Below are 21375 nucleotides of genomic sequence, written 5' to 3'. Positions count from 1 at the left end.
GGCCGGTGTGGGACCCCCCCGCCAGGCCGCCCCCCCCGACGGGGGGGGGGGGGGGCCCCCCGCCCCGGGGGGGGGGGGGGGGGGGGGGGGGGGGGGGGGGGGGGGCCCAATGAAGGTGGGGCCGGACGGGCCTTGTCCTCAAAGGCCGGGCGGGCTGGAGGGCGGGCCGGGATGGCACGATGGGGGTATGGCATCCCTTAATGATCATCCTGGTGAGCAGGCCGCTCTGGAGCCCATCAAGCTTGTTGCTGTTCGGGATGAGCCGCTCTCTCTGGACGAGGTTTTCCGGGCGGTCGGGGATGATTCCGCCGGGGGGACCGCCCTGTTCGTGGGGACCGTGCGGAATCATGACGGGGGTGCCGATGTCGATGCGCTCGGCTATTCCTGTCACCCCAGCGCCGAGGCCGAGATGCGGCGTGTCGCCGAGAAGGTCGTCGCCGAGTTTCCGGTGCGGGCGCTCGCCGCTGTGCATCGGGTCGGTGACCTGGCCGTGGGGGATCTCGCCGTCGTCGTCGCCGTGTCCTGCCCGCATCGGGGGGAGGCCTTCGCGGCCTGTCGGAAGCTGATCGACGACCTCAAGCACGAGGTGCCCATCTGGAAGCATCAGACGTTCTCCGACGGGACCGAGGAATGGGTCGGCGCCTGCTGAAACCTCGCGCCGCTCCGGTTGCGTAACCGCACCCCCGGCATGAGCGTTAACACAGTGGAGGTTAATCTGCTGATCAGTCAGTTACGGTCCCTCGTCGGGGTTGGGAGGTCGGCATGGCGGCACTCGCCTGGTTGCTGATTCCGTTTGTGGCCGCGATCGGTGCAGGTCTCTGGGGCAGTTGGGCCAACCGGACGCGCAGGACGCGCGGTGACGGCCCTGAGCTCGACGGTTACGAGCGGTTCCGTGAGGCCATGGAGAAGTCCCGTACCTGAGGAAAGCCGGCGTACCGCGGTGCCTGCCGCGTACGGGCGGCCCTGACGGTGCGCAGACAGGACCGTCCCGTAATGTCGTGGCATGCCACGCCGCACCGCGACGATGCTCGCCTCCACCCTGATGCTGATCGCGCTCCTCTGCGCCGGCCTGCTCATCACCGTGCCCTATGCGGAGATGTCGCCGGGGCCGACGGTGAACACTCTCGGGGATCACGACGGCGAGCCGGTGCTGCAGATTTCGGGGCGCAAGACCTATGCGACCAGTGGCCATCTGAACATGACCACCGTTCGGGTAACCAGCGCCGACTACCGGATGAATCTTGTCGAGGCCGTCTATGGATGGCTCGCGCACGACAACAAGGTCGTACCGCACGACACGCTCTACCCGAACGGCAAGACCGAGGAGCAGTCGACCCAGGAGAACGCCGAGGAGTTCAGTCAGTCCCAGGAGAGCGCCAAGGTCGCGGCGCTGAAGGCACTCGACGTTCCGGTGCAGTCCTGGGTGATCGTCTCCACCGTCCTGAAGGGGTCCCCGGCCGAGGGCGCGCTGCACGCCGGTGACGTCATCAAGGCCGTCGACGGTACGACGGTGAAGGAGCCCGCCGACGTCGCCAAACTGGTGACCAAGCACAAGGCCGGTGACAAGGTCGTCTTCACCGTCGTGCCCGCCGCCGAGCAGGCCGCCGCCGAGAAGGCGCACCGGGCGACCACCAAGACGCAGGACATCACCATCACCACCGCCAAGTCCGCCGACGACGGGGCCGCGCGTGCCATCGTCGGGATCTCCGCCGGGACCGACCACACCTTCCCGTTCACCATCGACATCAAGCTCGCCGACGTCGGCGGGCCCAGCGCGGGGCTGATGTTCGCCCTCGGCATCTACGACAAGGTGACGCCCGGGAGCCTCACGGGCGGCAAGTTCGTGGCCGGCACCGGCACCATCGACGACGACGGCAAGGTCGGCCCCATCGGCGGGATCGAGATGAAGACCGTCGGCGCGCGGGAGAAGGGCGCTCAGTACTTCCTGACGCCGGCCGACAACTGCTCGGCCGCCGCCAAGGACGTCCCCGAGGGGCTCACGCTCGTCAAGGTGGGCACCATCGACGACGCACTGAGCGCCCTCAAGGACATTCGCTCCGGCGACACCGGCAAGCTGCCGAAGTGCGGCACCGAATAACCGGCGCTACTCCGCGAAGGTTGCCGACAGCGCCTCCGCCAGACCCGGTACCAGTCCCGAGCCCGTGAGCACCTCCTTCGGCGCGTCCTTCTCGCGCAGGCGCACCGCCGAGTCGCGGGTGCCGTCGCGCAGTACCGCGACCGTCATCCGGACCTCCTGGCGGTCCGGGTGCGCCGCGACCCAGGCCGCCAGCTTCTTGTCGCTCAGGCCCTGCGGAACCGACGCCTCAGCGGTCGGCGGGAGCATCAGGCGCTCGACGGTGAGCGCGCAGCCGACCACCGAGTCCGGCCAGGCGATGGTGGCGAGGAACTCGTCCAGCGGCTTGCCCGCCGGGATCTCGTCCTGCTCGATCGGGGTGAGACCGGTGGTCTCCGGTTCCTCCGTCAGGCCCAGCTGGGCCGCGAGAGCGGGTTCCTGGACCCGCAGCCGGGCGGTGTCTACGAGGGCGAAGAGGCGAGCGGGCTGGTCCCAGCCGAGGCCGGAGGCGTACTCGTCGATCTCGAGTACGGCCCGGGTGAGCGGGTTCGCCGCCATGGGAGTGTTGGACATGGTCACAATCCTGCCTCGTTCATGGCCCGAAGCGGGAACCGAGTAAAGCGTGAGTAAGTTGCATAGGTGAGGCCCCTACGATCACGGGCCTGACGGATGGTCCGCGATCACGGGGGCCTGACGGACCGACAGCGACTTTTGAGGTGCCACCTTGGCTTTCCAGATGCCGGACCGCGGCGGAGGCCCGCAGGGGCCACGGATCAGAGTGGGCCGCCCGTCCCGGCGCGTCCGGACCCTGCTCATGACGCTTGGCGTCCTTGCCGTATTCGGCATGGCGTTCGTCATGTTCGCGGGCTTCTGGACAGACTGGCTCTGGTACCGCTCGGTCAACTACTCGTCAGTCTTCACGACCACGTTGTGGACCAAAATCGGTCTCTTCTTCGTCTTCGGTCTGCTGATGGCGACCGCGGTAGGCGTGAACATCTGGCTGGCGCACCGACTGCGCCCGCCACTGAGTGCCATGTCGATGGAGCAGCAGAGCCTCGACCGGTACCGCATGGGCATCGCCCCGTACAAGAAGTGGCTGCTGCTCGGGATCACCGCTCTGGTGGGTCTCATCGCGGGCGCCTCGGCGTCCGGGCAGTGGCGTACCTGGCTGATGTGGGTCAACGGTGTGTCCTTCGGACAGAAGGACCCCCAGTTCGGTCTGGACGTGTCGTTCTTCGCGTTCGACCTGCCCTGGTACCGCTTCCTGCTGGGCTTCGGCTTCGCCACCACGATCCTCTCCCTGATCGCGGCAGCCCTCACCCACTATCTGTACGGCGGGCTGCGCGTCACCAGCCCGGGGGCCCGTGCCACGGCCGCGGCGACCGGGCATCTGTCCGTGCTGCTCGGCCTCTTCGTCGCCCTGAAGGCGGTGGCCTACTGGCTCGACCGGTACGGCCTCGCGGTGAAGTCCAGTGACTTCAAGGCGACCGGCAACTGGACGGGTCTGCGATACGTCGACGCCAACGCCTACCTTCCGGCCAAGACGATCCTGTTCTGCATCGCCATCATCTGCTCGCTGCTGTTCTTCGCGACGCTGTGGCGGCGCACCTGGCAGCTGCCCGTCATCGGCTTCGGACTGATGGTCCTCTCGGCCATCCTCATCGGCGGGCTGTACCCGGCGATCGTCCAGAAGTTCCAGGTCCAGCCGAACGAGCAGGCCAAGGAAGCCCCGTACGTCACCAAGAACCTCAAGGCGACGCGCGAGGCCTACGGCATCGACGACGCCAAGGTCAGCGAGTACGCCGGCCGCAGTGACACCGAGGACAAGACCACACTGCGCGACGACGTCGACGCGACGGCGAGCATCCGCATCGTGGACCCGAACATCGTGTCGCCGACGTTCCAGCAGCTCCAGCAGATGCGTAACTACTACGCGTTCCCGACCAACCTCGACGTCGACCGGTACGCCAAGGACGGCAAGGACCAGGACACGGTCATCGGTCTGCGTGAGCTGAACCTCAACGGCATTCCGAAGAACAACTGGATCAACGACCACTTCCGCTACACGCACGGCTTCGGTGTGGTCGCGGCCAAGGGCACCACGGCCGACGCGGAGGGGCGCCCGGTCTTCACCGAGTCCGACCTGCCGTCCACGGGTGACCTGGGGTCGTACCAGCAGCGGATCTACTACGGCGAGAAGACCAGCCAGTACTCGATCGTCGGCGGTCCCCAGAAGGAGATCGACTACTCCGACGACACCGGTGAGAAGACCACCAGCTACCGGGGGAAGAGCGGTGTCAACCTCTCCAACCCGATGAACCGTGCCGCGTACGCGGTCGCGTTCAGTGAGCCGCAGATCCTCTACTCCGGTGCCATCGGCGAGGGTTCGCGGATTCTGTACAACCGCACGCCCAAGGAGCGCGTCGAGGCGGTGGCGCCCTGGCTGACCATCGACGGTGACGCCTATCCGGCCGTCGTCGGCGGTGAGATCCAGTGGATCGTCGACGCCTACACGACGACGAACGGCTATCCGTACGCCTCCCGCACCACCCTGGGCGACACCACGGCCGACTCGCTGACCGCCAACAACAACCAGCGTGCGGTGGTGGCCCAGCAGAACCAGGTCAACTACATCCGCAACTCGGTGAAGGCGACCGTCGACGCGTACACCGGCGAGGTCAAGCTCTACCAGTGGGACACCAAGGACCCGGTCCTGAAGACCTGGATGAAGGCCTTCCCGAACACGGTCGAGCCGAAGAGCGACATCTCGGCCGCGCTGATGGCCCATCTCCGGTACCCGCAGGACCTGTTCAAGGTCCAGCGCGAGCTGCTGACCCGCTACCACGTGGCGGACGCCGAGACGTTCCTCAGCGGCTCCGAGGTGTGGCAGGTGCCGGACGACCCGAGCAACAAGTCGGGCAACGCGGTGCCGCCGTACTACCTGAGCATGAAGATGCCCGACCAGCAGGCGCAGGCGTTCTCCCTGACGACGACGTTCACGCCGAACGGCCGGGACAACCTGAGTGCCTTCATGTCGGTCAACGCCGAGGCGGGGACGAGTGATTACGGCAGGATCAGAATCCTGAAGCTGCCGACGAGCAGAACGGTCGACGGACCCAAACAGGTCCAGAGCCAGTTCAACTCCGAACAGGACATCGCCGAGTCCATCAGGCTGCTGAGAGGCGGGGACTCCGAGATCGAGTACGGCAACCTGCTGACGGTGCCGCTCGACGGAGGACTGCTCTACGTGGAGCCCGTCTACGTACGAGGCAGCGGACTCAAGTACCCCCTGTTGCGCAAGGTGTTGGTGACCTACGGCGGCCAGACCGCCTTCGAGGACACACTCGACGAGGCGCTCAACAAGGTCTTCGGGGCGGAGGGAGCGGTCGATCCGCCGGCGGACGACGGTGGCGGTACGACGCCACCGCCGAAGGCCGACGACCCGACGGTCCAGGAGGCGCTGAACGACGCCCAGAAGGCCTTCGACGACGGCCAGGCGGCCCTGAAGGAGGGCGACTGGGAGGCGTACGGCAAGGCGCAGACCGCACTTGAGGACGCGCTGAAGCGGGCCGAGGACGCGCAGGCAGCGGCGGACAAGGGCGACAGCGGGAGTGGTGCGAGTCCGAGTCCCAGCGGTAGTCCGACCAGCCGTCCCAGTAGTAGTCCAAGTGGCAGTCCCAGCAGCACTCCAACCAGTGGTTAGAGCTGGTCGGACGGCCTGCTGAGGCTGTGGAAACTGCCCCTCCCGCGCCGTGGTACGGTTGCAACACAACGGCGCGGGGTGGAGCAGCTCGGTAGCTCGCTGGGCTCATAACCCAGAGGTCGCAGGTTCAAATCCTGTCCCCGCTACTGATCGCGAAGGCCCGGATCCTCCAAGGATCCGGGCCTTCGTGGTGTGCGAACGCATGTGCCGACCTGGTGAAGGCCGCGTCTTCCGGGGGCAGTTGAGGGGAACTGTGTTTGACTTGTCTCTCTGTGGGCATGTCGACAAAACGCTGAAGTGACTTCACTGGCTGCGGTATACCAGGTGTACCCAGGTTGCAGGTGGTGCGACGATGGACGTTATGGGGGACAAGGCAACTCTGTTGGAGACAGGGCGATTTGTGCAGCCTTCCGACCGGGACGAAACCGGCGAGGCGGTAGAAGAGGCGCGCCACCGGATCGCCGCCGAGGCCGGCGACGTCGAGGCGATGAGTGTCCTCGGAGCCATGATGCTGCGCCGCGGTGATCTCGACGGAGCCGAGCCTCAGTTGCGTGCCGCCACGGCTGCCGGTGACCGTGCCGCCGCCAACAACCTGGGTGTCCTCCTCCACCAGCGTGGGTACGCCGACGACGCCGCCGGATGGTGGCGGATCGCCGCGGTCGCCGGCTCCGCCCCCGCCGCGCACGCACTCGGCCGCCACCACCGTGAGCGCGGCGACGAGCCGGCCGCCGAGTACTGGCTGCGCCAGTCCGCCGAGCAGGGGCATGTCCTGGGCGCGTACGCCCTCGCCGATCTGCTGGAGCACCGTGCGGACGCGGCCACCGAGCAGTGGATGCGGGTCGCCGCCGAGCGGGGGCACCGGGAGGCCGCGTACCGGCTGGCCCGTGCGCTTGACCGGAGGATCGCGGAGGGCGCCGAGGACGGTGCGGGTGGTGCGGGTGGCGATGGTGCCGGAGAGGTCGAGCAGTGGTACCGGCAGGCTGCCGCTCGGGGGCATCGGCGGGCCGCGCTGCATCTCGGGACCATTCTGGAGAAGCGCGGGGAGCTCAAGGAGGCCGGGCGCTGGTATCTGACGTCTGCCAAGGAGGGCGAGGCGCGGGCCGCCTGTGCGCTCGGATTCCTGCTGCGGGACGCGGGGGACTCCGAGAGCGCCGCCGTGTGGTGGCTGCGCGCTGCTCAGGACGGGGACGGCAACGCGGCCAACGCGCTGGGCGCGCTGCACGCCGAGCGCGGTGAGACCCAGACCGCCGAGCGGTGGTACCGGGCGGCCATGGACGCCGGGGATGTGAACGGGGCGTACAACCTCGCTCTGCTGTGCGCCGAGCAGTCGCGTACCGCGCAGGCCGAGCAGTGGTATCGACGCGCCGCGTACACCGGGCATCGCGAGGCCGCGAACGCGCTCGCGATTCTGCTGTTGCAGGGTGGGGACGCGGCCGGGGCCGAGCCGTGGTTCTCGAAGGCGGCGGAGGCGGGGAGTGTGGACGCCGCCTTCAACCTCGGGATTCTGCATGCCGGGCGGAGCGAGGATGCGGCTGCGCTGCGGTGGTACGAGCGGGCCGCGGGCGCCGGGCACACCGAGGCGGCGCTTCAGGTCGGGATCGCCCGGCTGCGCGAGGGCGACGATCGGGAGGCCGAGCGGTATCTGCGGTGTGCGGCGGGTGGGGGGAGCCCCGAGGCCGCGTACCGGCTGGCCTCGGTGCTCGACGCGCGGCGTCCGCAGGCGCCCGCGCACGAGCTCGGCGAGATCGCGCACGAGAAGACGGAGTGCGAGGAGTGGTACGAGCGGGCGGCTTCCCAGGGGCATCGGCGGGCGCAGGTGCGGGTGGGGATGTTGGCGTCGGCTCGGGGGGACGTGGTGGAGGCGGCTCGGTGGTACCGGGCGGCGGCGGAGGCCGGGTCTCGTAACGGGGCTTTCAACCTGGGGCTGTTGCTGGCTCGGGAGGGGAGTGAGCCCGAGGCGGCGGTGTGGTGGGCTCGGGCGGCTGAGGCGGGGCATGGGCGGGCTGCGTTGCGGCTGGCGCTGGTGTATGCGCGGCGGGGGGAGTTGGCGGAGGGGCAGCGGTGGGCTGATCTGGCGGTTTCTCTTGGGCCGGGGGAGGTTGCGGAGCGGGCGGCTCGGTTGCGGGATGCGTTGCGGGAGGAGCTTTCCGCGTGAGGGTGCCGGGGGCTGGGGTGGGGGTTTTCCGCCCCCGCCGCCCTTACCCGTCCCATCCCCAGGGGCTCTGCCCCTTCCACCCCGCTGGGGCTGCCGCCCCAGACCCCGCTTCGGCCTGGACGGCCTCGTCCTCAAACGCCGGACGGGCTGGGGGTGCGGGTCGGCCTCAAGTGCCGGATGGAATGGGGGTGAGGGTCGGCCCCAGGTGCCGGATGGGGTGGGGATGCGGGCTGGCCTCAAGTGTCGGATGGGGTGGGATGTCCGGGTATGGGCTGCATGGATGCGGCCGGCGGCAAGGGATTTGCCTTGTCGGGTGGCCTTGACGTAATGTTGTGTTTACCGACGCGGGGTGGAGCAGCTCGGTAGCTCGCTGGGCTCATAACCCAGAGGTCGCAGGTTCAAATCCTGTCCCCGCTACTTGAAGGCCGAGGGCCGGAGTCCGATACAGGACTTCGGCCCTCGGTGTGTTCCGGTCAGGCCGGGGCGTGCTCGCGTGCCGCGCGGCGTATCGGGGCCCAGCAGCGGATGATGTCGCGGACCGAGACGATGCCGGTGGGCTCGCCGTCGTCGAGGACGATGAGGTGGCGGAAGCCGCCGTGGGCCATCGCGTGCGCGGCCTCCTCCAGGGTCCAGGAGGGGGAGGCGAAGACCACGTCGTTGGTTGTGTGGGCGTGGGTGCGTTCGGTGTCGGGGTTCTGGCCGAGGCCGACCGAGTTGAGGATGTCGCGTTCGGTGAGGATGCCGATCCCGCCGGCGTCCGGGTCGAGGACCACCGCCGCGCCGATGCGGCGCGCGGACATCAGTGCGGCGGCCTGCCGGAGTGTGTGATCGGGGCCGATGGTGAGGACCACGGTGCTCATGGCGTCGCGTACGAGCATGGGGTGGAGCCACCTCCTAGGGAGTTCCCGCCCTTTTCAGTGTTGCCCTTGTTCAGTGTTTCACAAGTTCACAAGTAGGGGGAACTTCAGAGTGGCAGTTAAGGAGACGGTCAACAAGGGGGCGCGGACGGCTGTTACAGGGCGTACGGAGGGTCCGTGGCGCCGGCTCAGTAGCGCTGGTTGAGATAACCCAGCATCTCGTCGTGCAGATGGCCGTTCGACGCCGCCGCGTCGCCGCTGTGCGGGCCCGGGCGGCCGTCGAGGCCGGTGAACGTGCCCCCGGCCTCCGTGACGATGACCGCGGTGGCCGCCATGTCCCACAGGGACAGCTCCGGCTCCGCGCAGATGTCGATCGAACCCTCGGCGACCATCATGTACGGCCAGAAGTCGCCGTACGCGCGCGTGCGCCACACCTCGCGGGTCAGGTCCAGGAAGCCGCCCAGCAGGCCGCGGTCCTCCCAGCCGGTGAGCGAGGAGTACGCGAACGACGCGTCCGTCATCTTCGCCACTCCTGAGACGCGCAGGCGGGACGAGGACGAGAGGCTGCGGCCGGTGAAGGCTCCGTGTCCCTTCGCGGCCCACCAGCGGCGGCCCAGGGCCGGGGCGGAGACAACACCGACGACCGGCTGGAAGCCGCCCTCGCCCGCCTCCATCAGGGAGATCAGCGTGGCCCAGACGGGCACCCCGCGTACGTAGTTCTTGGTGCCGTCGATCGGATCGATCACCCAGCGGCGGGGGCCGGTGCCCTCGATGCCGTACTCCTCGCCGAGGATCGCGTCGCGCGGGCGGGCGCGTTGCAGCTGGCCCCGGATCAGCTCCTCGGCCGACTTGTCCGCCTCACTGACCGGAGTCATGTCCGGTTTGGTCTCGACCTTGAGGTCGAGGGCCTTGAACCGGGCCATCGTCGTGGCGTCGGCAGCGTCCGCGAGAACGTGGGCGAGGCGCAGGTCATCGAGATAGTCGGGCATAGGCGAACCGTATCTTTCACGGCTGGTACGGGGCTATAGGGGGCCGCGGTGAGCGGGGGCGGCAGGGGTGGAGATCCGTCCGCCGTGACGCGGGTGCGGTTACCCGCGGTTGCCCGGGGTGCGAATGTCGATACGCGCCCCCAGGACACTGTCGTGAACCCTTGACAGTGACTCCGTGCGCGTCAAACCTGGGGCCCAGAGCCGCTCGCCCCTGGGAGGCGAATGATGCCTGCAGCGCGGGATTCCCTGCTGGACTCCGCTTACACCGCACTCGCGCGCCGTCCGTGGTCCGCGGTGCGCATGGTCGATGTCGCCGCCGCGGCCGGAGTGTCCCGGCAGACGTTGTACAACGAGTTCGGCAGCAAGGACGGGCTCGCCCGGGCCCTGGTGCGCAGAGAGGCCGACGCCTACCTCGCGGGCGTCGAGCGGGCGCTGACCGGGCCCTCCGTCCCGGGTGCCGGTGCCCGGGAGCGGCTCACCGCGGCCGCCGAGTGGACGACATCTGCCGCCCGCGACAACGTGCTCGTACGGGCCCTGCTGACCGGCTGCTGGAGCGAACGGCTGCCCTCGCCGACCCTGTCCGCCGTGCCGTCCTCCGCCGCGGTGCCCGCGCAGCGGCGGGCCGACGGACCGCTGCCCTCGCCCGGCGACTTCGTGGCGCTCGTCCGGGACCGTGCCGTGGTCGTGCTGTCCGGGCCCGGTGCGGCCAAGTCGGACGCGGCCGAGATGTCCCGTACCTGCGAACTGGCCGTCCGGCTCGCCCTGTCCTGCGTGGCCGCGCCCCCGGGGGAGGGGGGCGTCACCGACCTCGTCCGGAGCGTCTTACAGAGGCCGACGTCCGCCGGCGTGGGGTACTGACTCCGCAGGCCGTCCCGTCTAGTGCGACGAGCCCGACAGCTGAAGGCCGATCACGCCGATGATCACCAGGCTGATCGAGACGATCTTCAGGACGGACACCAGGTCGTCGAGGAAGATCATCCCGTAGATGGCGGTGCCGGCCGCGCCGATGCCGGTCCACACCGCGTACGCCGGGCCCACGTCGAGTTTCTTCAGGGAGAGGGTCAGCAGGCCGAAGCTGCCGAGGGCGAAGATACAGAAGGCCACCGTCGGCCAGAGGCGGGTGAAGCCGTGGGAGAGCTTCAGGCAGACCGCGAAGCCGACTTCCAGGAGTCCCGCCACAATGACCAGCAGCCACGCCATGTCTTGTCCCTCCCGTGTGCTACGTCGACTGCTTCGTCTGCTTCGTCACGCTCGGATCCGGCTCGGTGCGATTATGCACTTACCGGCCGTGGCCCCGGCCAAACAACGCGGAGGTCAGTCGCCTTCCGTCCGCTCCCGTGTCGACAGCAGTCGGCGCAGGGAGTAGAGCCGCGCCGGATCGGCGTGCCCCTTCTCCACCCACTCGTCCAGTGCGCAGTCGGGCTCGTCGTGACTGCACGCGCGGGGACAGCCCTCGGTGCCCGGTTCGAGGTCGGGGAAGGCGTGGATCACGAGGGACGGGTCGACGTGGTGCAGCCCGAACGAACGTACGCCCGGGGTGTCGACCACCCAGCCCGCGTCGCCCGACAGGGGGAGGGCCAGGGCGGAGGTGGTGGTGTGGCGGCCACGGCCCGTCACCGCGTTCACGACTCCCGTCGAACGGCGTTGGTCGTTCGGTACGAGCGCGTTGACCAGGGTTGTCTTGCCTACGCCCGAGTGGCCGACGAACGCCGTGATCTTGCCGTCCAGTTGCTCGCGTACGCGGGCCACCGCGGCCCCGCTCTCCAGCTCCTGACGGCTCGTGACGACGTACGGGATGTCCAGGGCGCCGTACAGCCCCAGGAGTTCGTCCGGCGGGGCAAGGTCCGACTTGGTGAGGACCAGGAGGGGGGTCAGGCCGCCGGCGTAGGCCGCGACCAGGCAGCGGTCGATCAGGCGGGGGCGGGGTTCCGGGTCTGCCAGGGCCGTCACGATGGCCAGTTGGTCGGCGTTGGCCACGACCACGCGCTCGTAGGGGTCGTCGTCGTCCGCCGTGCGGCGCAGGAGCGAGGTGCGCGCCCCGATGCGGACGATGCGGGCCAGGGTGTCCTTCTTGCCGGAGAGGTCGCCGATGACGGCCACGTGGTCGCCGACCACCGCGGCCTTGCGGCCCAGTTCGCGGGCTTTCATCGCCATGACGATCCGGTCGTCGACCAGGACGGTCAGCCGGCCCCGGTCGACGGTGAGGACCATGCCCTCGGCCGCGTCCTCGTGCTTCGGGCGGATGTTCGTCCGGGGCCGGTTGCCCTTGGGGTTCGGGCGACTGCGGATGTCGTCCTCGTCGGTGTTCTTGCCGTAGCGGCGCATGATCCAGGTCCGCCCGTCAGTTCCCGAGCATTCCGGTCCAGAGATCCGGGAAGTCCGGGAGGGTCTTCGCCGTCGTCGCCACGTTCTCGATCCGTACGCCCTCCACCGCCAGCCCGATGATCGCGCCGGCGGTCGCCATGCGGTGGTCCTCGTACGTGTGGAAGGTCCCGCCGTGCAGGGGGCGCGGGCGGATGTGCAGGCCGTCGGCCGTCTCGGTGACGTCGCCGCCGAGTTCGTTGATCTCCTTGGTCAGGGCCGCCAGGCGGTCCGTTTCGTGGAGGCGCAGGTGGGCCACGCCGGTGAGGGTGGAAGGGGAGTCGGCGAGGGCGGCGACCGCCGCGATACCGGGGGTGAGCTCACCGACCTCGCTCAGGTCCACCTCGATGCCGTGGATCGCGCCGGAGCCCGTGAACTCCAGCCCGTACTCGGTGAGTTCGCAGGTACCTCCCATCTCCGTGAAGATCTCGCGGAGGCGGTCGCCGGGCTGGGTGGTGCGGGTCGGCCAGTCGGGGATCGTCACCTTGCCGCCGGTCACCAGGGCCGCCGCCAGGAACGGCTGGGCGTTGGAGAGGTCCGGCTCGACGGTGAGGTCACGGCCGAGCAGGGCGCCCGGCGTGACCCGCCAGACGTTCGGCTCGCCGCCCGACTCCGGGGTGTCGACCTGGGCGCCGACCGAGCGCAGCATGTCGACCGTCATACGGATGTGGGGGAGCGAGGGCAGGGTCGCGCCGGTGTGGCGGACCTCCACGCCCTGGTTGAAGCGTGGCGCGGAGAGGAGAAGGGCGCTCACGAACTGCGACGACGAGGACGCGTCGATCGACACCGGACCGCCGTCCAGGGCACCGGTGCCGTGCACGGTGAGGGGGAGCGCGCCGCGCGCGTCGTCGTCGATGCGGGCGCCGAGGGCGCGCAGGGCGTCGATCACGCCGTTGAGCGGACGCTCGTACGAGCGGGGGTCGCCGTCGAAGCGGACGGGGCCGTCGGCGAGGGCGGCGACCGGGGGGAGGAAGCGCATCACGGTGCCGGCGTTGCCGACGTCCACCGTGGCGGGGCCGTGGAGGCCGGAGGGGATGATGCGCCAGGCCTCGCCGGAACCGTCCGGGCCGACGCCCTCCTCGATGCCGACGCCCATCGTGCGCAGGGCGCCGGCCATCAGGAGGGTGTCGCGTGAGCGGAGGGGGCGGCGGAGCCAGCCCGGTTCGGAGGCGAGGGCGGCGAGGACGAGGGCCCGGTTGGTGACGGACTTGGAACCGGGCACGTGGACCGTCGCGTCGACGGCTCCGCTTGCGTGCGGGGCGGGCCAGAGGGCGGTGTCTGCGGGGTTCGGGGCCATGGGGCCCACTTTAGTGGGGGTTCGGTGTGTCGGGTTTGGCTGGGGAATGTGGGTTGGTTGTCGGCTGCGGGTGCGTTGTGGCTGGTCGCGCCCCGCGGCGGAGCCGCAAAATAGATACAGCCCCGCGCCCCTAAAGGAGCGCCCCTGAACGTCCGCCGAGAACGGACCCCGTCACACCTCCAGCAGCCACCTGCCGCCGCCTATCAGGGAGCACAGGCTTACCGCGTGGAAGAGGAAGAGCCACAGGCCTGCCGGGACGTGGGTCAGGCGGGACAGTTGGTCCGCGTCCGAGTCGCCGGCGCCGCCCCTGCGACGCTTGGCCTGGAGTTCGAAGGCCGGGCGGACTCCGCCGAGGAGGAGGAACCAGACCACCGCGTAGGCGAACGCCGCCTGGGTCTGAGGGCCGGCGAGCCAGGACACCGCCACGAAGGTGCCGCCGGTGACGAACACCGTGAGGGCGCCGTACGCGTTGCGGATCATCACCAGCATCGCCACCAGCAGCACCGTGGCCAGCCACAGGAGGGCCGTGATGTGGCCGGCGGCGAGCAGGGCCGCGCCGCCGAGGCCGAGCAGCGGGGGAGCGGTGTAGCCGAAGGCGGCCGTCAGGATCATGCCTATGCCGTGCGGCTTGCCTCGGCTGACCGTGAGGCCGCTGGTGTCGGAGTGCAGCCGGATGCCGGTGAGGGTACGGCCGGTCAGCAGCGCGACCAGACCGTGGCCGCCCTCGTGCGCGATGGTGATGGCGTTGCGCGAGAGGCGCCAGACGGGGTGCGGGAGGATCACGGCGAGCGCGGCCACCAGGGTCGCGATCACCACCCACAGGTCGGGGTCGGGCTGGCTGCCGAATATCTCGTCCCAGAGGCCGGCCAGCGAGGTGGATGCGGTGCTGTCCATTGTGGGCGGAGGCTCCCTAGCGTCGCTTCGAATCTGGCAGTGTGGCACGTATGTGCGGTAGGTATGCAGCGAGTCGTGCGCCCGAGGATCTCGCAGGAATCTTTGAGATCGACAAGTGGGAGCCGGAGGAGACACTCGCCCCCGACTTCAACGTGGCCCCGACCAAAGAGGTCTACGCGGTACTCGACCGTCCTCTGAAGGACGCCGAGGATCCGAAACCGGTTCGGCAGCTCCGGAAGCTCAAGTGGGGCCTCGTTCCCTCCTGGGCCAAGACGCCCGAGGGCGGCGCCCGGATGATCAACGCGCGCGCGGAGACCGTCCACGAGAAGCCCTCGTTCCGTCGCGCCTTCACCACCCGGCGCTGCATCGTGCCCGCGGACGGCTACTACGAGTGGGTCACCGCGGCCGGCGAGCGTGACCTGGAGGTCGAGGGGAAGAAGAAGCGGCCGCGCAAGCAGCCGTACTTCGTGACGCCCGCCGACGGGTCGGTCTTCGCGATGGCCGGGCTGTACGAGTTCTGGCGGGACCGGACCCTGCCCGACGACCACCCGCAGGCCTGGTGGGTGACGTGCTCGGTCATCACCACCGAGGCCGAGACCTCCCCGCTCGCCGCCGCCCCCGCGGAGGGCCCGAGCGCCCTGGCCGACATCCACCCCCGGATGCCCCTGATGCTCACCCCGGACCACTGGGACGCCTGGCTCGACCCGGCCCGTACGGACGTGGACGACCTGCGTGAGCTGCTCGCCGCGCCGCCCGCCGGGCTGCTGCGCGCGTACCCCGTCTCCACGGCCGTCAGCAACGTCCGCAACAACGGACCGGAGCTGCTGACCGAGCTGGAGGGGCCCGAGGAGGGCACACTCTTCTGACGTGAGCACCCAGAACGAGAACACGACCGAGGCCGTCGAGACCGATGCGGGCACCGCCCGCGTCACCTGGCGTCCCGCCGAGCACGCCCGGCTCGTCCTCGCCGTCAGTCATGGCGCCGGGGGAGGCATCGAGGCGCGCGATCTCCAGGCGCTCGCCGGGGAGCTGCCCGCGCACGGGGTCACCGTGGCGCTCGTCGAGCAGCCCTGGCGGGTGGCCGGCAAGAAGGTGGCGCCCGCGCCCAAGACGCTGGACGTGGGCTGGCGGGGGATCTGGCCCGCGCTCACGAAGCCCGGGCTGCCGGTGATCGCGGGCGGGCGCAGTGCCGGGGCCCGCGTGGCCTGTCGTACGGCGAAGGAACTGGGAGCCGTGGGCGTGCTCGCGCTGTCCTTCCCGCTGCATCCTCCCGGCAAGCCCGAGAAGTCGCGGGCCGGTGAACTGCTCGGGGCCGGGGTGCCCACCCTCGTCGTCCAGGGCGGCAACGATCCGTTCGGGAAACCGGACGAGTTCCCGGTGGGGGCGCACGAGTTGGTGGAGGTGCCGTACGGCGATCATGGCTTCGCCGTGCCGAAGCGGGCGCCTCTGGGGCCGGACGAGGCGCTGGCGATCGTCACCGGACGGGTTGTCGAGTGGGTCGCGTCACTCGGGTGACGGGCGGGAATGTCGCGCGGCGGACCGCTGTTGTGCGGATCAGATACCACGAGCGTGTGGTGACCGTTCGTACGAGAGGAAGTCCGCCGCATGGGTTCGACCATCAGCCCGAATCGCCGCAGCAGCGCTGACCTGGACTGGACGGTCCTGCACGCGGCGAAGACCGCCCCTATTCGGGCGGCGGGCGGACACAACGTGCATCCTTCCTCGACCGTAGGACATCCTTCCCCGACCGCAGGACATCCCTCCCCGACCGCAGGTCGTCTATCCTCCGATTCGAGTGGCATCGGTTTCGGTGCCGCCATGTCACTGGAGGAGGTGGGTCCGGTCACTGGGACCGACGCAGGGACCGAACACGGTCAGGCGGAGCAGCCCGAGGGCCCGGGCAGGAGTGAGTCGACCGCCGAGCGCAGTGCGCGCTTCGAGCGGGACGCGCTCGAATTCCTCGACCAGATGTACTCGGCCGCGCTGCGCATGACGCGCAATCCGGCTGACGCCGAGGACCTGGTGCAGGAGACGTACGCGAAGGCGTACGCGTCCTTCCATCAGTTCCGTGAGGGCACCAACCTCAAGGCGTGGCTGTACCGGATTCTCACGAACACGTTCATCAACTCGTACCGCAAGAAGCAGCGCGAGCCCCAGCGCAGTGCGGCCGAGGAGATCGAGGACTGGCAGCTCGCGCGTGCCGAGTCGCACATGTCGACCGGTCTGCGCTCCGCCGAGTCGCAGGCGCTCGACCACCTGCCCGACTCGGACGTCAAGGAAGCCCTCCAGGCGATCCCGGAGGAATTCCGCATCGCCGTCTATCTCGCGGACGTAGAGGGCTTTGCGTACAAGGAGATCGCGGACATCATGGGGACACCCATCGGTACGGTGATGTCCCGGCTGCACCGCGGCCGTCGCCAGCTGCGCGGCATGCTGGAGGACTACGCCCGTGACCGTGGCCTGGTCCCGGCCGGTGCCGGAGAGTCGAACGAAGCGAAAGGTTCGGGCTCATGAGCTGCGGAGAGCCGCACGAGACGGACTGCAGTGAAGTACTCGATCATCTCTACGAGTTTCTCGACCGGGAGATGCCGGACTCGGACTGCACCAAGTTCGAGGTCCACTTCGAGGAGTGCTCTCCGTGTCTGGAGAAGTACGGTCTCGAAGAGGCCGTGAAGAAGCTCGTCAAGCGCTGCTGCGGCCAGGACGACGTGCCGACCGACCTGCGCGCGAAGGTCATGGGGCGGCTCGACAAGATCCGCTCCGGGCAGGTCGTGCCCGAGCACGACGTGGCAGCCGAGAGCTGACCCGGACGCCGTCGGCCCCGCTGAGCGGGGCCGACCGCAGTTTTCTCCGGCCTGGACCTCAGATGTCCAGGCCGTTCTCGATCCTCTTCAGGCTGTGCCGGGCCAGCGCCAGGTTGCTGCGTGACCGGTCGAGCGCGACGTACAGGAAGAGCGCGCTCTTGCTGCTGGCGAGCGGGCGGATCAGGTGGTACTGCTTGCCCAGCGTGATCAGGATGTCCTCGATGGTGTCATCCATGTCCAGCGAGGCCAGCGTGCGCATCTTCGCGCGGACGACCTCGGTGTTGCCCGCCGCCGCGAGCTCCAGGTCCAGGCCGGGGCCGCCGCCGATGACGCCGAGCGACATACCGCTGTCGTAGTCGACGAGGGCCGCACCGATCGCCCCGTCCACGGTCATGGCTTCCTTGAGCGCTGTCTCGATGTTCATTCTGCTGCCCCAATTCCTCAGTGACGCTGACCCGTCGCTGTCCGTGCAACTACGATCGAACTCAGGCGACTTGCGGGTCACAAAACATCAACTTTGGTGTCTGTTACGGAAGTTGTCGTTCAAATTACTGGGCAACGGTCGGACGTGAAGGGGGAACGGCGAAATGACGACGGCAGTTGAGGCTTCGCTGGCCCGGTTCCTCGACTCCCCCGGCGTCACCGGTGTCGCCCTCGTCGACGCTGTCACCGGTCTGACCTACGGAGTGGCGGGAGACACCGTCGAGGCCGGGGACGGCCAGGAGAGCTCCGAGTTCGCCGCCCTCGTCGCCGAACGGCTGAGCCGGGCCGGCGCCGAGGGGGAGCTGGAGAGCGTCATCACGACCAGTGCGCGACGCCATCAGGTTCTGCTCTCGGTGGGCCGCCCGGCCGGCGACCCGCTGCTGCTGACGGTGGGGCTCGACCGGGACCGGGCCAACCTCGCCCTCGCCGCGCGGAGTATGAGCGACCTGGTCGGCGAGGTACTGGCATGACAGCGCCGGGGGGCCGCACGACAGCGCGGGTGAGCGTATGAACGCATCCGCCGCGCGCAATCTGCCCGCGCTGCTGCTGGGCCTGCGAGAGGAGGGCTTCAGCGGCACGGTTCGGGTCGCGGGCACCCCCGGTGGCACGCTTCACCTGCGCGACGGTCTGGTGGGCGCGATCGAGACGCCGGGTGCGCCGACCGCCACCTCGGCGCTGCTGACCTCCGGCCGGATCGGCGACGAGGCGTGGCTCGCCGCGTGCGCCGCGCAGCGCGACGCGGATCTGCTCGGTGAACGCCTGGTGGCCGACAAGCTGGTGGGCGCCGCCGAACTCGAAGTCATCTGCATGGCCGCCGTGTTCGACGCGGCCTTCGCCATGTCGCTGGGTGCGCCCGGGAGTTGGGAGCTGGCCGGGCGAGAGCCCACGCTCCTCGCCCGACCGGGCGTGGAACCACGGCAGTTGACCGAGGAGACCACGCGCCGCATCGCGCTGCTCGGCCGCCTGTGGGGACCTCCGGGCGAACTCGCCCGCGTGCGTCCCATATCGGCCGCGCAGGATGCGGAGGGGCCGCTGTCCGGCCGCCACCGGGACATCCTGAACCAGGTCAACGGGCGCCGTACGGCCCGCGACCTCGCCTTCGCGCTGGGGCGCGGGCTGTACGCCGTGATGCTGGACCTGGTCCGCATGGAGACGCTCGGGTTCCTCCGGTGGGAGACCCCGACCGCACCCGGCGGCCGGCCCAGCACCGCGCCACGCGTTCCGCCCCGCCGTACGCCGGCCGCCGGTCCACCGCCGGCGCCGTCGAGAACCGAGCCGCTGCCGAGGCGTATGCCCCGTGGCGGAGAGAAAGGGGGGTAGTGAGTGCGGACGACGGACGAGATGACCGAAGCACTGACGCAAGCGACGAGGCACCCGATGGGGGACTCGACGGGGAAATCAACGGGGAAATCAACGGGGAAATCAATGGGGAACTCGACGGGGGAAGCGCGGCGACCCGCGACGACCCGCGTGTGAGCGCACCCGATCTGCCCGTACGGAAGCCGCTTCCCGTACGGGGTGCGGCGAACCCCGCCCTGCTGGGCCCCACGGCCGAAGAACTGGCCGCCGACCAACCCTCTGTCGAAACGCTGCGGCGGGTCCGCCACGCGTTGCGCGCTCTTCCGGAGCCCGACTGAACGCAAGGAGTACGTCCCATGGGTCCCCTGAGCCCTCTGAGCCCCCCGAGTCCACTGACCGACATTCTGATCTCGCTGCGGGACCGGGTGATGGGAGTCTCCGAGAGCGTCCTGTCCACGGTGGACGGCCTTCTCGTCACCGCCGACGCGGACTCCGTGCACCCCGAGTCGGTCGCCGCACTCGCCGCCGCGACGCTCGGAGTGAGCCGCCGCATGGCCGACCAGGCGGGCGTCGGCGCCCTGCGCGAGGTGATCGCCCGGTGCGGTTCCGGGCACGTCATCGTGATGGCCGTCGGCGAACGCGCCCTGCTGACCGTCATGGGCGACGACGGGCTGGACATCGCCGCGTTCCAGCGCGAATCCCCGGCCACGGTGGAGGAGTTGACCAAGGCGCTGGCCGCGGATGTGGCCTACTGAGGCGGTACGGAACGATCACGCACGCCGGTTGCGCGGGTTGCGCCCGATACGTCTGCGGCTCACCCTAACGGGCTAATCTGCGGCTCCTGAGGCCTGGGATTCACCCATTGCCCCCTTCCGGTTGCCGCCGGCCGCCCTATTCTCCGTGTCCCGGAGCCTGAACAGGCTTGTGCCGACGTCAGCCCGGCCGGCCCCGGTCCGGGACGCGGGGAGGGAGCGCCATGCGGTCGATCACGCCGTGGGCGCGTGTCTACGTCATCAGCGTCGCCCTGGTCGCCGTGGTCTGCGCGGCGCCCGTTCGGCTCGCCCACGCCCCCTGGGGCGCCGTGGCGCTGTTCGCCGGGCTGTGCGCCGCGTGCGAGCAGCTCGCCGGCAGCCGGTTCGGCGGGGGCCGGGGATACGAGGGTCCGGGCACCGCCGGTTCCGGTGGCGCCGGCGGCGGGCCGCCCCGCTGGCACACGCCCGTCCTGCTCGCCGGTGCCTTCCTGCTGCCGCCCGAGGCCGCCGCGCTCGTACCGCTGCCGGGCGCGCTGCTCGCCCGGGGCGGCGGACGGACACCCTGGCCGCGCCGGCTCTGGCGGGCCGGGCAGCTCTCGATCGGCGCCTGGACGGCGTCGTGGGTGCACGTGTCGCTCGGCGGGCCGGACACAGTCGTCTCGTCCGGCTTCCCGTACGCCCTGATCACCGCCGGTGCGGCCGTGGTCGCGTTCTGCCTGGTCCTGGCCCTGCTCGACGGGGGAATCCTGGCGCTCGCCGAACGGGTGCCGGTGCGGCTCGCCTGGCGCGGGCTGTTCGTACGGTCACTGGTGCCGGTCGGCGTGCACGGGCTCGCCGGGCTGATGATGGCCGTCCTGTGGCGCAGTCCGTACGGGCCTGTCGCCGCGCTGCTCGTGCTGCTGCCGATGTGGGTGTCGTGGTGGGTGTTCGCGCAGTACCACCGGGAGCGGGCGGCGCACCAGGCGACGATCAGGGCGCTCGTGCAGGCCGTCGACATCAAGGACGGGTACACGCGCGGGCACAGTGAGCGGGTCGGCCAGGCGTCGACGATGATCGCGCGGGAACTGGGCATGGACGACGAGCGGGTGGAAGTGCTGAGGTTCGCCGGAATCCTGCACGACGTGGGGAAACTGGGCGTTCCCACCCGGCTGCTGCGCAAGGACGGGCCGCTGACGCCCGAGGAGCGGCGGGTGATCGAGCTGCACCCGGAGTACGGGCACGAGATGGTGCGCGGCATCGGGTTCCTCGGGGAGGCCCGGTCGGCGATCCTGCACCATCACGAGCGGCTGGACGGCAGCGGGTACCCCTACGGGCTCGTCGGCAGCCAGATCCCCGAGTTCGCGCGGGTGGTCGCCGTCGCGGACGCGTTCGACGCGATGACGTCGACCCGGTCGTACAGCCGGGCCCGGCCCGTGCAGGTCGCTCTGGCGGAGCTGCAACGGTGCGCGGGGACGCAGTTCGACCCGGTGATGGTGGGGGCGCTGGTCCGGGGGCTGGAGCGCCGGGGCGGATGGCATCCGACGGTGACGGCGGACGGGGTCCAGTTTTCGGATGATTTCCCACCCACTCCGCCCGTTGCCAGTCGGGCAAGAACGCACCCCGACGGCGTTCCCGGACAGGTGGGCAGCGAGGGCGGGGCCGGCCGCAGTGACAGCGTCAGCCGCGTCAGCGGCAGCAAGGGCGGGACGGCGTGACCTCGGCCTCGCT

At 70.0% G+C, this 21375-nt stretch carries 23 protein-coding genes and 2 tRNA genes; 17 read left to right on the top strand and 8 right to left on the bottom strand.

Features of this window, described 5'->3' with window-relative positions; genetic code table 11:
• Nucleotides 1-187: 187 nt before the first annotated feature.
• The 3 genes from ACH4TV_RS09405 (at nucleotide 188) to ACH4TV_RS09395 (ending at nucleotide 2098) form a co-directional block, all read left to right on the top strand.
• Nucleotides 188-649 carry a molybdenum cofactor biosynthesis protein MoaE gene (locus tag ACH4TV_RS09405; RefSeq protein ID WP_327697571.1) on the top strand — a complete coding sequence of 154 codons (462 nt, stop codon included), beginning with the start codon at nucleotides 188-190 and terminating at the stop codon, nucleotides 647-649.
• Nucleotides 650-762: 113 nt separating this feature from the next.
• Nucleotides 763-921 carry a hypothetical protein gene (locus ACH4TV_RS09400; RefSeq protein WP_398395932.1) on the top strand — a complete coding sequence of 53 codons (159 nt, stop codon included), beginning with the start codon at nucleotides 763-765 and terminating at the stop codon, nucleotides 919-921.
• Between the two features lie 82 nt (nucleotides 922-1003).
• A complete protein-coding gene (locus ACH4TV_RS09395) occupies nucleotides 1004-2098 on the top strand; it encodes a PDZ domain-containing protein (protein ID WP_398395930.1) in 1095 nt (364 codons plus the stop codon).
• 6 nt (nucleotides 2099-2104) lie between these two features.
• On the opposite strand, the gene ACH4TV_RS09390 is transcribed toward ACH4TV_RS09395, so the two are convergent.
• On the bottom strand, nucleotides 2105-2647 hold the full coding sequence (locus tag ACH4TV_RS09390) for a PPA1309 family protein (protein WP_398395928.1): 543 nt from the start codon (nucleotides 2645-2647) through the stop codon (nucleotides 2105-2107).
• 163 nt (nucleotides 2648-2810) lie between these two features.
• On the opposite strand from ACH4TV_RS09390, the gene ACH4TV_RS09385 reads away from it, so the two are divergent.
• The 4 genes from ACH4TV_RS09385 to ACH4TV_RS09370 all read left to right on the top strand — a co-directional run bounded on the left by ACH4TV_RS09385 (nucleotide 2811) and on the right by ACH4TV_RS09370 (nucleotide 8349).
• Entirely contained in the window at nucleotides 2811-5777 is a 2967-nt protein-coding gene (locus ACH4TV_RS09385) for a UPF0182 family protein (protein WP_398396573.1), read from the top strand.
• 72 nt (nucleotides 5778-5849) lie between these two features.
• A tRNA-Met gene (locus ACH4TV_RS09380) sits at nucleotides 5850-5923 on the top strand.
• Nucleotides 5924-6129: 206 nt separating this feature from the next.
• Nucleotides 6130-7932: a sel1 repeat family protein gene (locus ACH4TV_RS09375; protein WP_398395926.1), complete on the top strand. Its 1803-nt coding sequence runs from the start codon at nucleotides 6130-6132 to the stop codon at nucleotides 7930-7932.
• Nucleotides 7933-8275: 343 nt separating this feature from the next.
• Nucleotides 8276-8349, top strand: a tRNA-Met gene (locus ACH4TV_RS09370).
• Nucleotides 8350-8405: 56 nt separating this feature from the next.
• On the opposite strand, the gene ACH4TV_RS09365 is transcribed toward ACH4TV_RS09370, so the two are convergent.
• Nucleotides 8406-8810 carry a cyclic nucleotide-binding/CBS domain-containing protein gene (locus tag ACH4TV_RS09365; RefSeq protein WP_398395924.1) on the bottom strand — a complete coding sequence of 135 codons (405 nt, stop codon included), beginning with the start codon at nucleotides 8808-8810 and terminating at the stop codon, nucleotides 8406-8408.
• A 167-nt stretch (nucleotides 8811-8977) separates the two neighbouring features.
• Nucleotides 8978-9778, bottom strand: a complete 801-nt coding sequence (hisN, locus tag ACH4TV_RS09360; RefSeq protein WP_398395922.1) for a histidinol-phosphatase — start codon at nucleotides 9776-9778, stop codon at nucleotides 8978-8980.
• A 225-nt stretch (nucleotides 9779-10003) separates the two neighbouring features.
• Here hisN and ACH4TV_RS09355 point away from each other — a divergent pair, with 225 nt between their 5' ends.
• Nucleotides 10004-10636: a TetR/AcrR family transcriptional regulator gene (locus tag ACH4TV_RS09355; RefSeq protein WP_398396571.1), complete on the top strand. Its 633-nt coding sequence runs from the start codon at nucleotides 10004-10006 to the stop codon at nucleotides 10634-10636.
• An 18-nt stretch (nucleotides 10637-10654) separates the two neighbouring features.
• Here ACH4TV_RS09355 and ACH4TV_RS09350 read toward each other — a convergent pair whose 3' ends face one another.
• From ACH4TV_RS09350 to ACH4TV_RS09335, 4 genes are all read right to left on the bottom strand, one after another.
• Nucleotides 10655-10978 carry a DMT family transporter gene (locus ACH4TV_RS09350; RefSeq protein ID WP_398395920.1) on the bottom strand — a complete coding sequence of 108 codons (324 nt, stop codon included), beginning with the start codon at nucleotides 10976-10978 and terminating at the stop codon, nucleotides 10655-10657.
• Between the two features lie 114 nt (nucleotides 10979-11092).
• Entirely contained in the window at nucleotides 11093-12103 is a 1011-nt protein-coding gene (rsgA, locus tag ACH4TV_RS09345; protein WP_398395918.1) for a ribosome small subunit-dependent GTPase A, read from the bottom strand.
• Between the two features lie 16 nt (nucleotides 12104-12119).
• Nucleotides 12120-13436, bottom strand: coding sequence for a 3-phosphoshikimate 1-carboxyvinyltransferase (gene aroA / locus ACH4TV_RS09340; RefSeq protein ID WP_398395916.1), 1317 nt, complete (start codon nucleotides 13434-13436; stop codon nucleotides 12120-12122).
• Nucleotides 13437-13607: 171 nt separating this feature from the next.
• Nucleotides 13608-14330 (bottom strand): M50 family metallopeptidase, encoded by a 723-nt coding sequence (locus tag ACH4TV_RS09335; RefSeq protein WP_398395914.1) that lies wholly within the window; start codon nucleotides 14328-14330, stop codon nucleotides 13608-13610.
• A gap of 50 nt (nucleotides 14331-14380) precedes the next feature.
• Here ACH4TV_RS09335 and ACH4TV_RS09330 point away from each other — a divergent pair, with 50 nt between their 5' ends.
• The 4 genes from ACH4TV_RS09330 to rsrA all read left to right on the top strand — a co-directional run bounded on the left by ACH4TV_RS09330 (nucleotide 14381) and on the right by rsrA (nucleotide 17134).
• A complete protein-coding gene (locus tag ACH4TV_RS09330) occupies nucleotides 14381-15196 on the top strand; it encodes an SOS response-associated peptidase (protein ID WP_398395912.1) in 816 nt (271 codons plus the stop codon).
• A gap of 1 nt (nucleotide 15197) precedes the next feature.
• Nucleotides 15198-15845 (top strand): alpha/beta family hydrolase, encoded by a 648-nt coding sequence (locus tag ACH4TV_RS09325; RefSeq protein WP_398395910.1) that lies wholly within the window; start codon nucleotides 15198-15200, stop codon nucleotides 15843-15845.
• Nucleotides 15846-16163: 318 nt separating this feature from the next.
• Nucleotides 16164-16844: an RNA polymerase sigma factor SigR gene (sigR, locus tag ACH4TV_RS09320; RefSeq protein WP_055524911.1), complete on the top strand. Its 681-nt coding sequence runs from the start codon at nucleotides 16164-16166 to the stop codon at nucleotides 16842-16844.
• Nucleotides 16841-17134, top strand: a complete 294-nt coding sequence (gene rsrA, locus ACH4TV_RS09315; protein ID WP_398395908.1) for a mycothiol system anti-sigma-R factor — start codon at nucleotides 16841-16843, stop codon at nucleotides 17132-17134. The genes sigR and rsrA overlap by 4 nt, the downstream gene beginning before the upstream one ends.
• Before the next feature lie 58 nt (nucleotides 17135-17192).
• On the opposite strand, the gene ACH4TV_RS09310 is transcribed toward rsrA, so the two are convergent.
• A complete protein-coding gene (locus ACH4TV_RS09310; RefSeq protein WP_398395906.1) occupies nucleotides 17193-17558 on the bottom strand; it encodes a hypothetical protein in 366 nt (121 codons plus the stop codon).
• A 163-nt stretch (nucleotides 17559-17721) separates the two neighbouring features.
• Here ACH4TV_RS09310 and ACH4TV_RS09305 point away from each other — a divergent pair, with 163 nt between their 5' ends.
• From ACH4TV_RS09305 to ACH4TV_RS09285, 5 genes are all read left to right on the top strand, one after another.
• Nucleotides 17722-18087: a hypothetical protein gene (locus ACH4TV_RS09305; protein ID WP_398395904.1), complete on the top strand. Its 366-nt coding sequence runs from the start codon at nucleotides 17722-17724 to the stop codon at nucleotides 18085-18087.
• A gap of 37 nt (nucleotides 18088-18124) precedes the next feature.
• Nucleotides 18125-18937: a hypothetical protein gene (locus ACH4TV_RS09300; protein ID WP_398395902.1), complete on the top strand. Its 813-nt coding sequence runs from the start codon at nucleotides 18125-18127 to the stop codon at nucleotides 18935-18937.
• A gap of 152 nt (nucleotides 18938-19089) precedes the next feature.
• The gene (locus tag ACH4TV_RS09295) at nucleotides 19090-19254 is read left to right on the top strand and encodes a hypothetical protein (RefSeq protein WP_398395900.1); all 165 of its coding nucleotides are present in this window, start codon (nucleotides 19090-19092) and stop codon (nucleotides 19252-19254) included.
• 18 nt (nucleotides 19255-19272) lie between these two features.
• Complete coding sequence (locus tag ACH4TV_RS09290) at nucleotides 19273-19671, top strand: roadblock/LC7 domain-containing protein (protein ID WP_398395899.1); 399 nt, start codon at nucleotides 19273-19275, stop codon at nucleotides 19669-19671.
• 221 nt (nucleotides 19672-19892) lie between these two features.
• Entirely contained in the window at nucleotides 19893-21362 is a 1470-nt protein-coding gene (locus ACH4TV_RS09285) for an HD-GYP domain-containing protein (protein ID WP_398395897.1), read from the top strand.
• Nucleotides 21363-21375: the final 13 nt, after the last annotated feature.

Origin of the sequence: Streptomyces sp. NPDC020898, assembly GCF_044333925.1 — a bacterium.
Classification (GTDB): Bacteria; Actinomycetota; Actinomycetes; order Streptomycetales; family Streptomycetaceae; genus Streptomyces.
The sequence above is the reverse complement of the archived record's forward strand: the minus strand, read 5'-3'. Positions and strand labels throughout refer to the sequence as shown.